This window comes from Aeromonas sp. s3 (assembly GCF_040907805.1).
Classification (GTDB): domain Bacteria; phylum Pseudomonadota; class Gammaproteobacteria; order Enterobacterales; family Aeromonadaceae; genus Aeromonas; species Aeromonas dhakensis.
This window is the reverse complement of sequence record NZ_JBFOCQ010000021.1, coordinates 12,339-24,424: the sequence shown is the minus strand read 5'-3', so window position 1 is coordinate 24,424 and position 12,086 is coordinate 12,339. Positions and strand designations below refer to the sequence as shown.

Below are 12,086 nucleotides of genomic sequence, written 5' to 3'. Positions count from 1 at the left end.
GAGACTCTTATGCGTTACGGGATCTGGGGACTGCTGGCCCTGCTCGCCGCGACCTTTGTGCTGTTCGGGTCGGATCTCGACACCGGCTACATCATCCCCCAGCGGCTGCTGCGCCTGGCCGCCATCACAGTCGCCGGCGTCTGCATCGCGGTCTCGGCCATCAGCTTCCAGACCCTGGCGGGCAACCGCATCCTGACCCCCGCCATCATGGGGTACGAGGCGGTCTATCTGTTGCTGCAAGCCCTGCTGGTGCTGCTGCTCGGCAGCCAGAGCCTGCTGCTGCTCGGACGCGAGGAGAACGGCGTGCTGTCGCTGCTGCTGATGCTGGGATACTCGGCCATCATCCACCGCTGGCTGTTCCGGCCCGGGCAGACCGACCTGTTCCAGCTGCTGCTGACGGGGCTGGTGCTGACCATGGTGTTTAGCACCCTGACCCAGTTTGTCCAGCTCAAGACCAGTCCCGGGGAGTTCGCCATCCTGCAGGGGTTCGGCTATGCCTCGTTCAACCGGGCCCAGCCGCTGGAGCTGCTGATAGGGGGCGGTCTGGTCGCCCTGGTCTGTCTCGTCATCGCCCGCCGCCAGGCCGAGCTCGACGTGCTGGCGCTCGGGCGCGAGCAGGCCAGCTCGCTCGGGGTGGATTACCGGCGGGCGGTACGCCTGCACCTGGCGCTCATCGCCGTGCTGGTGGCCGTCTCCACCAGCCTGGTCGGCCCCACAGCCTTCATGGGGGTGTTCGTGGCCAACATCAGCTATGCCCTGGCGCGCACCTTCCGCCATCGGGTCACCCTGCCGCTCGGCTGCGCCATCGCCATCGCGCTCTTCATCCTGGCCCAGTTCCTGGTGGAGCAGATCTTCAACTACCGCACCACGGTCAGCATCCTCATCAACCTGGTGTGCGGCACCTACTTCCTCGCCCTGATGGTCAAAACCAGAGGCTCGCCATGATCTCCCTCGAACAGGTTCACCAGCGCTACGGCGATCGCGCCGTCCTGCGCGACATCACAGTCGACTTCCCGGCCGGTCGGGTCACCTCGCTGATCGGCCCCAACGGCGCCGGCAAGAGCACCCTGCTGATGGCCATGGCCCGCCTGCTGCCCATCAGCCAGGGGCGGATACGCCTGGGGGGCACCGACCTGCACCGCTTCACCGCCCGTGACTACGCCAAGCGGGTCGCCACCCTGCGCCAGTCGCCGGACGTGGGGCTGCGACTGACGGTCGACGAGCTGGTCGCCTTCGGCCGCTTCCCCTACAGCCAGGGCAACCTGACCCGGGAAGACCGCATCGCGGTCGACGAGGCCATCGACTTTCTCTCCCTCGCCCCCTTGCGCCGGGCCTACCTCGACGAGCTGAGTGGCGGGCAGCGGCAGCTGGCCTACCTCGCCATGACCGTCGCCCAGCAGACCGACTGCCTGCTGCTCGACGAGCCCCTCAACAACCTCGACATGAAGCACGCGGTGCAGCTGATGCAGGCGATCCGCCGCCTCAGCGACGAGCAGGGGCGCACCCTGATCCTGGTGGTGCACGACATCAACTTCGCCGCCAACTATTCCGATCACATCGTCGCCATGAAGGGGGGCGCGCTTGCGGGCAGCGGCCCGGTCGCCGAGATGGTCACCCCGGCCAACCTGGAGGCGCTCTACGACCTGCGTTTCGACATACTGCCGAGCCAGCGCGGCCTGCTGTGCAACTACTTCAACCCAACCCCGTCTGGAGAATTGTTATGAGTATCAATACGCTCACCGCCGTGCTGCTGGCCGCCATCGCAGGGCTCACCGGCTGCGACGCCCCCAGGGAGCAGGCCGCCACCGGGGCCGACGGCACCGTGGTCACCGTGACCCACCAGCTCGGCACCACCCGGGTCGTCACCCCGCCCAAGCGGGTGGTGGCCTTCGACATGAGCGAACTCGATACCCTGGATCAGCTGCAGGCCCCTGTGGCCGGCATCGCCAAGGATTACGTGGCGCACTTCCTGCAGCGTTATCGGGACGACCCGGCCGTGATGGACGTGGGCACCACCATCCAGCCCAACCTGGAGCGGCTGCACAAGCTCAAGCCGGATCTCATCCTCATCTCCCCCCTGCAGGCCCAAAGCTACGAGGCGCTGAGCCAGATAGCCCCGACCCTGCACTACGACATCGACATGACCAACCGCGACGGCCGCATCCTGGAGGCCGCCAAGGCCCACCTGCTCACCCTCGGCACCCTGCTCGGCCAGGAGGCGCTGGCCAAAGAGAAGGTGCAGCAGATGGACGCCAAGATCGCCGAGGTGCAGGCACTGACGCGGGATCGCCCGGAAAAAGCGCTGATCGTGCTGCACAACAACGGCGCCTTCACCGCCTTTGGCACCCAATCCCGCTACGGCTTCTTGTTCGACACCCTGGGGGTCAAGCCGGCCGGATTGGAGCGGGACACCGGCATGCACGGCCAACCCATCTCCAACGAGTTCATCCAGCAGGCCGACCCGGACATCCTGTTCGTCATCGACCGCACCGCCGTGATGGAGCGACGCACGGCCATCGACGCCGGTACCCTGGACAACCCGCTACTGCGCCAGACCAAGGCGTGGCGCAGCGGCAAGGTACGTTTCGTCGACCCCGAAACCTGGTACCTCTGCACCGCCAGCTTCACCTGCCTGAACCGCATCGCCGACGAGGTGATGGCCGCCTATCGCAGCTGATCCCCCGTGCCCGGCCAACGCCGGGCATCAATACGCAAATGAGAGTTATTTTTATTTGAGGGTTTGAGAGTGTCATCCGGAAAGCATAAGGAGACAAAAACGCACTCCTCACCCTGAAAGGAATCCTGCATGCAGACATCGCACTCATCCTCCCTTGCCGTGCCGCGCCACGGACTCTCCCGCCTGACGCTGGCCATCCTGGCCGGCCTGCAACTGGGCACCGCCTGGGCCGCCCCGGCTCCCCGTGAAGAAGCCGCCCCCCGTCCCGACGAAGTCGTCGTGGTGGAGGGTCGCAAGGCCTACGCCGGCGGCCAGGTCGCCGCCGACAACCGGGTCGGCCTGCTCGGCAACAAGCCCTTCCTGGAGACGCCGTTCAACACGGTGAGCTACACCGAGGAGTACATCGAGGATCGCCAGGCCCAGGACATAGGCGCCGTGGCCGGTGCCACCAACCCCTCGGTCTATGTGCCAAGCAAGCGCAGCCTGTTCGAGACCTTCTACATCCGCGGCTTCAACACCAACGCCAACGACATCACCTTCAACGGCCTCATCGGCATGGCACCGAACATGCGCAGCTCCACCGAGATGGCCTCGCGGGCCGACGTGCTCAAGGGGCCTTCGGTACTGCTCAACGGCATGCCGCCGGATGGCAGCGTGGGCGGCAACATCAACATAGTGCCCAAGCGCGCCGGCAAGACCCCCCTGGCCAAGGTCACCGCCAGCTATGAATCGGACGGCCTCGGTGGCGTGCACCTGGACCTGGGTCGCCGTTTCGGCGACGAGCAGCAGTGGGGGGTACGCTTCAACGGCGTCTATCGGGACGGGGACACCGCGGTCAACGACCAGCAGCACAAGATGGAGCTCACCTCGGTCGGGCTGGACTGGCGCGGCGAACGGGCCCGCGCCTCGGCCGATCTCTACCGTCAGCACGAGCGGGTGGACGGGGTGAACTACTTCGGCATCTTCTCGGTCGCCAGCCAGGTGACCCAGCTGCCCGAGCCCAAGCGTGGTGACTACTCCCTGGCGCCGGCCTGGGCCTACACCATCAACGACACCAAGGCCGCCGTGCTGCGCGCCGAATATGATCTGACCGACAACCTCACCGCCTTCATCGCCTGGGGCCAGCGTGACGGCGGCTACAGCGCCCTCATCACCCGCAACACCCTGCTCAATGACGCCGGCGACATCAATGCCATGGCGGCCCGCTCCGAGCGGGACGGCACCCAGCGCTCCGGCGAGGCGGGTCTGCGCGGCACCTTCGGCACCGGCCCGGTCGATCACGCCTGGTCGCTGGCCGCCACCCGCTACACCTCGGAGCAGACCTTCCGGGACAAGATATTCTTCAACCACGCCATGACCAACTACGACCGGCTGGACTTCGGGCCCGCGCCGGATCTCGCCGGGTACGGTGCTGTCACCTCGCGCAGCGAGGCGACCCTGGCGAGCGTGGCGCTGGTCGATACCCTCTCCTTCCTCGATGGCGACCTGCAGTGGACCCTGGGGGCCCGCCGCCAGACGGTCGAGAGCAGCAACTTCAACGGCAGCGGCGACCAGACCGCCCGCTACGAGGAGAGCCGGGTCTCGCCCGCCACTACCCTGCTGGTCAAGCTGCGCGACGATTTCGCCGTCTACACCAACTACATCGAGGGGTTGAGCCAGGGGGGCGCGGCACCGAACACCGCCAGCAATGCCGGCGAGATCATGAAGCCCTATCAGACCAAGCAGTATGAGGTCGGTGCCAAGCTGGATCTGGGCCACTTCGCCCATACCCTGAGCCTGTTCCAGATCGCCAAGCCGAGCGCCTACACAGACCCCAGCTCCAACGTCTACGGGGTCTACGGGGAGCAGCGCAACCGCGGCATCGAGTGGGATCTGTTCGGTGAGCTCACCCCCGAGCTGCGCCTGCTGGGCGGGGCCTCCTACACCCAGGCTGAGCTGACCAAGGCGCTCAACGAGAGCAACGTCGGCCACCAGGCCACCGGGGTGCCCAAGTGGATGGCCAAGCTCGGCGCCGAGTACGATCTGGCCGCCGTGCCGGGGCTGACCCTGACCGGCAACACCCAGTTCATCGGCGAGCGCTTCGTCACCGATGACAACCGCCTCTCGCTGCCCTCCTACACCACCTTCGACCTGGGGGCCCGCTACACCATGCGGATCGCCGATCACGCCCTGACCGTGCGGGCCGCGGTGCAGAACCTCACCGGTCGCGACTACTGGATCGGCTCCTGGTCCGGCGGCGACGGCAGCGGCCTCTCCGGCGGCCTGGGGGCGCCACGCACCTTCCAGCTCTCCACCTCGCTCACCTTCTAAGCAGCAGAAAAGCCATTGTCAAAATGGCTTTTCTTTTATGTGCCTCGGATGCCGGCCCGGCCGGCTTGCGCCAGATCGGATTTTCACGCCGCACCGACAGCATCTGACTCACTTGTGCGGTATGCTGTCACGCTCACGATCAACCATGACCTCTGTTGAGGCCTGCCTTATGAAATACCTAGTAGTTCAAACCAAACAGATAGGGGATGTACTGATCTCCACCGCGCTGTGCAACAACCTCAAGCAGAATGACCCAAGCGGCGAGGTTCACTATCTGGTCATGGATTATTGCGCGGGTATGGCGCAGGGCAATCCCAATATCGATCGGCTCATCATCATCGAGAAGGCCAGGCGCAACGAGTGGCGCTACATGAAGGATCTGCTGCTGGCCATTCGCCGCGAACGCTACGACGTGGTGGTCAACAGCCAGGGCCAGATGATCGGCCTGCTCAGCTGCCTCTTCTCCGGTGCCCGCCTGCGCATCGGCTTTGACTCCTTCCCCTGGCGGCTCGGCCACAACCGTATCGTCCGTTTTCGCAAGGACACCGAGTTTCAGGGCAACAGCACCCTGGTCGACGACCGCTTCTCGCTGCTCAAGCCGCTCAAGCTGGCCCGCGAGGATCGCAACTACTACCTCTGGCTGAGTGAAGAAGAGAAACAACAAGGAAGGGATGCCCTGCTGGCCGCTGGCGTCGACCTGAACCGCCCGCTGATCGCCATGGGCGTCAACTCGCTAGGACACTACAAGCGCTGGCCCATCGACTGTTTCGCCAAGGTCGCCCAGTGGCTGATCGAGCAGCACAATGCCCAGATCCTGATCTACTGCGGGCCGGGGGAGGAGGAGTACAACCGCGGCCTGAAACCGCTGCTGCCCGCCGCCTTGCAAGCCAGCGTCTTCGACCACATCAAGACCCGCTCGGTACGAGAGTTGGTGGGGCTGTTCGCCCACTGCCGGCTGTTTGTCGGCAATGATACCGGCCCCCGCCACATGGCGCAGGCCATCGACCTGCCCCTGCTGACCATAGTGGCCCCCGGTGGCGACAAGATCATCGCCAACCCGGTCAACCACCCCCGCTATCAGGCCATCGATGTGTTCGATGCCAAGGGGCCCGGCTTCCAGCTGCCGCAGAACGCGGAGAAGGACTTCATCGACGAAGCCCTGCTGCGCGCCATCACTCCCGAGCTGGTGATTGAACGGCTGACAGCGCTGCCTGATTGGCAAGCAGCCACGCCCTGAAAGTACGCTCGAATTCGGCCAGATCGAGGGAGTTGATATCCTGCTCCCTGGTATTGGTCGAGAACAGCACTGTGGCTGACGGGGAGTTGGGGTGCCACTCCAGGAAGTTCTCGTTGCCGCCCCCTATGTCCGGGTTGTAGAGGCCAAGAATGGGCTTGTGCAGCCCGGCGGCGATGTGCACCGTCGCCGTGTCCACCGAGATCAGCCCCTGACACTGGCGCAGCTGGGCGAACAGCCCGGCCAGCGAGGGTACATCCGGTGACAGCAGCAGGCGCTCCGGTTGACTCAGGCCGGCCCGGATCCCGGCCACCTCCTCTTCCATGCCCGGCGGATAGAGCAGGCAGATGGCGCAAGAGCCAGCCGCCAGCATCTGCTCAATCATCTGGCTGATAAGCTCGGGCCGCAGACGGCGGGAGCTGCCACTGCCATAAGGGTTGAAACAGAGGACCGGCTCGGCCGGCCACCAGCTGGCCAGCGCATCGGGTGGGCTCATGGTCGGGACTATGTACTGCTGATCCGGATTGCTCACGCCGAGCCGCTGCAGCAGCAGGGCAAACTTGTCGGAGAAGTGCATACCGCTGGAGGCCTTGCCCAGCTTGAGGTTGACCGCCTGCAGGGCATCGTCCATGCCGGCGACCCAATCCGCCCTCACCTGACTGATGAAGTAGATGTCCTTCATTTTCAACATCTTGCCAAAATGCACCAGGCACTCCACCTCCCCCAGCGAATGGGCCAGCCGCTTGAGCTGGCCATAGCCCGGCCGTTTGGGCACCTCTATCACCTTGTCCATGCCGAAATGATCGCGAAACAGGGGCGCCATGGCCGCGGTCGTGACGATCCACACCTCCCGCTCCGGGCTGGCGCGCTTGACCTCGCGGGCCACCCAGGACGAGACGATGGCATCGCCCAGTTTGGCATCCCAGCGCAGCAACACTATCTTCCCCTTGCGCTCGTGCAGCGGAGCCGGCCGCTTGCGATCGAACAGCAGCTGCCCCAGCTTGCGGCGAAGAATGTCACGCTGGAGTTGCAGATCGTTGATTAATGACATGAATCCACCAGAAGGGCCGTTGAATTGGGAGAAGGATAATACCAGCCTGACGCGGCTAGAGCGCCATCAGGGCATCGACCTGACGACTGATCTCGGCCGGCGACAGGGCCGCCAGCTGATCCGTGGTCGAGCGCAGGATGATGTTGCGACCCGCCAGCGGGATGAAGGCATCGCGCCAGCGCTCGTTGTTCATCAACACCAGGGTGGGCACCCCGAAGGAAGAGGAGATATGGATGATGGAGGTATCGGTGGAGATGACCCCTCGCGCATCCTTGATGATCTTGGCGGCATCGAGAATGGTGTCGGGAAACAGCGCTCTCATGTCTTGTCGTGAACAGACCACGGGCAGCCTGGAGAAGACCAGGTAGGAGACCCCCTCATAGGCAGGCAACTGCGCCAGGATGCCGTCAATCTGCGCCTCCGTCATCGAGTTGCCGACCTGGCTGCCCGTCAGGTTGACCAGCAGATAACGGCCATACGCACGGGTATCCAGCTGCTCATTGCAGGGGGACGGTATGCAGACCGGCACCCCGGTCTGCTCGCCGGTCACGCTGAGCATGCGATAGACGAAGTGATCCCGGCTGGGACGTGACGACACTATGGTGGCCTTCTGGTTGAACAGCGGCAGCAACTTCTGCTGCCCTTCGCTCTTGAAGCGCAGGGGCAACGACTGCAAGCGCCCGTTGGCCAGCAACAGCAACTTGGCCATGGCGATATCGTCAGGCTCGTCAAACAGATTGATCACCAGGTCATATCGCCGCTGCCTGAGTTCACGCAGCTTGCACCACATGCTCACCGGCAACAGGGTGTCGTTGAGGGTGATCACGTGACATTCGTCGATCCCGGCGACCGATGCCGCCAGCAGCTGGTTGCGCCGGCTGCACACCAGCTCGAGGCGCGCGGCGGGGTACATCTCCCTGAGCCGAGCGATGGCGGGCAGGGTAAGAATGAAGTCGCCGATGGCGTCATAACCGACCACCAGCACTCTCTCCACCTGCGCTCCGGCAGGGCATGGGGCGGCGTCAGGCTCTCTGCCAATCAGCCATCTGGCAATGGAATGGGTAAGCAACTTTTTGAGGTTCATGGGTCATCCAGCATGTGTGGCCGCTGCTTTGGCAAGGCCTGCAGGGTGCCGACCCGCCGTCGGCACACTCCGCCCTATTTCAGATAGTGGCCGTAGGCCCTGTCATCTATGGTGGTGGTGAACAGATCCACATCCAGACAGCTGGGTTCCACCCCGGATGCGGTCAGGCCATTGAGCTGCAACCGGCCGGTTAGATAGTCGGAAGGCATCCGCAGCGGATAGGCGCACTGCAACAGCTTCTTGGCCCCGGTCAGGCTCAGCACATACCCTGCGGTAGAGAGCACACCTCGTTTGGAGGTGCGACTGGGGGTCAGGTATCTGGCAAGTCGATAACCACCCGGCAGGGATGATAGGAACGGCCAGCGTTTGGCTTTACCATGGTGCAGGAAGACGATTTCCGATCTGCAGGAGTGCACTATGGCCTCGATGATGGCTTTGCTGTGCATGTGCAGGTAGATGTCATCCTCCAGCACCACGCAACGCTCAATGCCCTCGGCGACGATGCGCTCATAAAGCCGGATATGGCTCATGGCACAACCTATCTCGCCAAAGCTCAGCGCATGGCCACACACCTTTTTGGCCAGTTCAAAATCCACCTTGGCCAGTTCGGCACTGCTCAACGCCTTCCCGTCGGTTGCGTCTACAAATTCGAAATCTATGCCCAAATGCGCCATCTGCTGTACAACCATGGCCCTGCGTTCAACGCTACGAGTCAGACTGATGACAAAAACTGGAATCATGACGTACGGGTATCCTTTTTCAACTCATGGGCAAACCAGATGAAAACCAGGCTGAGCGTGTACAGATAGAGCTCCCCTTGATGCTCAAACGGCACATCGCTCAATGAATTAACTGAAAACGCCAGCGGCACCAGCACCCCGGCGGAAATCTTGCTGATATTGGTCGCGGCAAGATAGATAGGCCATCCCAGAAAAACCAGCAGCGCGACAAAGCCGATGCCACCCCGGATCACCAGGTTCTGCATGTACTGGTTATGGGAATGAGCCAGCGACGGATGCAAAATTAGTTGGGAAATCTGATGATTGCTGACCTGAGTCTGCTTCAGCGCATCAAAGCCATCGGTACCCACCCCGACGACCGGCGAATCCAGAAAGCCCAGCCAGGCGCTCTGCCAGGCAATCACCCGCAGGCCCCAGGATGACTCATAAGAGCCGTTCTCTGCCGATTGAAGATCCGACACAGCTTCGGCAACCCGCTCCTGTACCAGTTGATTGGCCTGATAGATGGCACCTGACGTGGCCATGCAGAGCACGGCGACGGCAATGTATTTCCAGGGTTTGAAGTAGGCCTTGTAGCAGATGACGTAGGCAAGGATGATCCCGAAGGCGAGCCAGACCCCCCGACTCTGGGAGAGATACAGCGCAAACAGGGCAGCGAGCAGGCCAACCAGAGCCCCCCCTCTCAGCCAGGCGGCCAGTTGCCCCTGCTGAAAGACAAACCAGTTGAGAATCGCCAGGGCAAGTGCCGCCTGCGAGAAGAGAATGGCATTGGTGAAGCCCTCCACCCTGACGATACCGTGATGGTACTGCCAGAAGCTGAGGATCCCGAGCCCGACGCCACCCAGCACGATGGCCAGGTACCCCAGCATCAGCAGCACGGGTTTGCGCGGCATCATCAGCGCGAAGACAGCGACATAAAACAGCCCTCGCATCACCCCGTACTGATCGCCATGGATCAATCGGTTCACGAAGATCATGACGGCGTACACAAGCAGACCCAAGAGAACCCGTCGATCCCTGAGCCCAACATCCCGCTGCTTGCCGACAAAGTAGTTCAACAGACCGAAGATCCCGGTCACCGCCAGCAGGTTGGATTGCATGCTCTGGCCGGCTGGCACCAGAAACAGGCCGCAAAAGGCAAAGATGATGGTCAGTCCGAACAGGGCTGTCGTCACCTTATCGAGCAAAACGAGGCTTCTGCTGAGCATCAATCACGACTTCCTGAAGACATAGTTACCCCGGATCTTGCGCCATAGGCCAAACACATCGGTACGGGGGAAGATGGCAATGCGGCGGATCCGGAAGGGGTCCTGGTGCATGGCTCTGGGCCCGCTGTTGGTGGCCACGGCAAAACGGTAGCCCGCCGCCATCGCCTGCGCCTTGGCGCTCTCATCCATATCCCCATAAGGGTAGGCGAACGACAGCAAAGGGTGGCCAAGCAGAGTCTCGAGTTGCCGCTTGTTCTCTTGTATTTCATGGGCTTGCTGCTCGGGTGCAAGCTTGCTCAACCTGGGGTGGGTCAGGGTATGGCCGCCGATCTCCACATGGCCGGAGGCCACCAGCGCCTTGAGCTGCTCGCCATTCATCAGGTCCACCCGGGTGTCCGGGTTGCTCGCCTGCTCCACGTCCCAGCGGTTATACCCTTCCCCCGTGACCACGTATACCACGGCTTTGTAACCATATTTTTCCAGCAGCGGCAGCATGCGGGTCAGGTTGTCCTGATAGCCGTCGTCAGCCGTGATCATCAGGTATCTCTTGCCGTATTGCAGACGATGGATGAACCCCTTGTCCGCCAGGTCGCGAAAGGTCAGGGTCTCATAACCCAGCCACTTCATCAGGCGCAGGTGCTTCTCGAACATGGCGATCGGCATCCAGGTACCATGCACCCCCTTCTCGCTCTCGTGTTCGATAAAGCGGTGGTACATGATGACCGGCATCTCGCGGCGCAGGGTTTCGACCACCGCATCCTGATAGATGGACTCCAGCCCGGAGACGACTCCTGCCAAGCCATACTCGGCCTGAATGCGCTGACGGATAACGTCGGAGACGCTGCCGCTGGCCAGGGCCGGGGCAATCTGCGTCTTCAGCGCGGCAAAATCGATAGCCAGATCCCTGGGGCCTATGTCGCCGAAGTTGCTGGCCAGCGCCTCATCCAGATTCTGCCCGGTCACCAGGCCGATGGCCTTGGCCTCGCCGATGGCAAACGCCGGACGACCGCACAACAGGGCTTCCATCGCTACCCGACCGGCACCGATCACCAGATCGCATTGCGCCATCAGGGCAGGGACATCCTCTACGTAACCGACGAAATCGACCCGGTCACGAAAACGCACGAAGCGCTCGGGCAGCTGGCTGCCACTCACCACCTTCACCTGGCAGGCATCCAGATCCAGCACTTCATCCAGCAACCGGTAGCAGAGCTCCCCCTTGGGGCCGCTGAGCCGACCTATGATGGCGATCACCGGCTTGGCGTTGTCCGGAGCCGACACGGGCTGGAACTTGTCGGTCTCGATACCGTTGCGCAGCACCTGTACGATGGCCGGATCCACCCCCAGGTTGTCGATGATCTGGCTGGCGATATCTTCGCACACTGCCACCGCCCGAAAACCGAGGGCATGAAAAGCCTTGCGGGAGGCATGCACCGGCTGGCGCCCGTGTACCGTGGTGATCATGGGAGTGCCGGTCAGCTTGCAGGCCACATAGCTGCTCCAACCGGAGGCGCGCGAGTGGGCGTGCACCAACTGGATATGATGCTTCTTGATCAGGTAGACGAGATAAAACACGTGCCAGAAGCGGCGCAGTATGCTGCGCTTGTTGAATCGCAGCTTGAATACCTGGCCCAGCGTGGGCTTGGTCAGGGTGTCCGATACGTAGAAAACCTGGTGGCCACGCCGGGTCAATTCGTTACCGACCGTGGTGGCATAGACCTCAGCTCCCGTCACTTCGAGCTGGGAGAGTGCCATCAATATATTCATGGGAGGGTATCCGAA

At 62.8% G+C, this 12,086-nt stretch carries 10 protein-coding genes; 5 read left to right on the top strand and 5 right to left on the bottom strand.

From position 1 onward, the window contains the following. The first annotated feature begins 9 nt into the window (after window positions 1-9). The 5 genes from AB5Y98_RS10805 (at window position 10) to AB5Y98_RS10785 (ending at window position 6,224) form a co-directional block, all read left to right on the top strand. Window positions 10-945: an iron chelate uptake ABC transporter family permease subunit gene (locus AB5Y98_RS10805; RefSeq protein WP_368231886.1), complete on the top strand. Its 936-nt coding sequence runs from the start codon at window positions 10-12 to the stop codon at window positions 943-945. Next, window positions 942-1,724 (top strand): ABC transporter ATP-binding protein, encoded by a 783-nt coding sequence (locus AB5Y98_RS10800; RefSeq protein WP_005306907.1) that lies wholly within the window; start codon window positions 942-944, stop codon window positions 1,722-1,724. The genes AB5Y98_RS10805 and AB5Y98_RS10800 overlap by 4 nt, the downstream gene beginning before the upstream one ends. After that, window positions 1,721-2,677, top strand: a complete 957-nt coding sequence (locus tag AB5Y98_RS10795) for a siderophore ABC transporter substrate-binding protein (RefSeq protein WP_368231885.1) — start codon at window positions 1,721-1,723, stop codon at window positions 2,675-2,677. Before AB5Y98_RS10800 ends, AB5Y98_RS10795 begins: the two co-directional genes overlap by 4 nt. 129 nt (window positions 2,678-2,806) lie before the next feature. Next, complete coding sequence (locus AB5Y98_RS10790; protein WP_368231884.1) at window positions 2,807-4,987, top strand: TonB-dependent receptor; 2,181 nt, start codon at window positions 2,807-2,809, stop codon at window positions 4,985-4,987. Between the two features lie 169 nt (window positions 4,988-5,156). Continuing rightward, on the top strand, window positions 5,157-6,224 hold the full coding sequence (locus AB5Y98_RS10785) for a glycosyltransferase family 9 protein (RefSeq protein ID WP_017779455.1): 1,068 nt from the start codon (window positions 5,157-5,159) through the stop codon (window positions 6,222-6,224). On the opposite strand, the gene AB5Y98_RS10780 is transcribed toward AB5Y98_RS10785, so the two are convergent. The 5 genes from AB5Y98_RS10780 to AB5Y98_RS10760 all read right to left on the bottom strand — a co-directional run bounded on the left by AB5Y98_RS10780 (window position 6,160) and on the right by AB5Y98_RS10760 (window position 12,071). Next, entirely contained in the window at window positions 6,160-7,272 is a 1,113-nt protein-coding gene (locus AB5Y98_RS10780; protein ID WP_368231883.1) for a glycosyltransferase family 9 protein, read from the bottom strand. The genes AB5Y98_RS10785 and AB5Y98_RS10780 overlap by 65 nt on opposite strands. A gap of 55 nt (window positions 7,273-7,327) precedes the next feature. Continuing rightward, window positions 7,328-8,356, bottom strand: coding sequence for a glycosyltransferase family 9 protein (locus AB5Y98_RS10775; protein WP_368231882.1), 1,029 nt, complete (start codon window positions 8,354-8,356; stop codon window positions 7,328-7,330). A 74-nt stretch (window positions 8,357-8,430) separates the two neighbouring features. Then, complete coding sequence (locus AB5Y98_RS10770; protein ID WP_368231881.1) at window positions 8,431-9,096, bottom strand: glycosyltransferase family 25 protein; 666 nt, start codon at window positions 9,094-9,096, stop codon at window positions 8,431-8,433. Continuing rightward, the gene (locus tag AB5Y98_RS10765) at window positions 9,093-10,307 is read right to left on the bottom strand and encodes an O-antigen ligase family protein (protein WP_368231880.1); all 1,215 of its coding nucleotides are present in this window, start codon (window positions 10,305-10,307) and stop codon (window positions 9,093-9,095) included. Before AB5Y98_RS10765 ends, AB5Y98_RS10770 begins: the two co-directional genes overlap by 4 nt. After that, window positions 10,308-12,071, bottom strand: coding sequence for a polysaccharide deacetylase family protein (locus AB5Y98_RS10760; RefSeq protein WP_368231879.1), 1,764 nt, complete (start codon window positions 12,069-12,071; stop codon window positions 10,308-10,310). Window positions 12,072-12,086 lie beyond the last annotated feature (15 nt).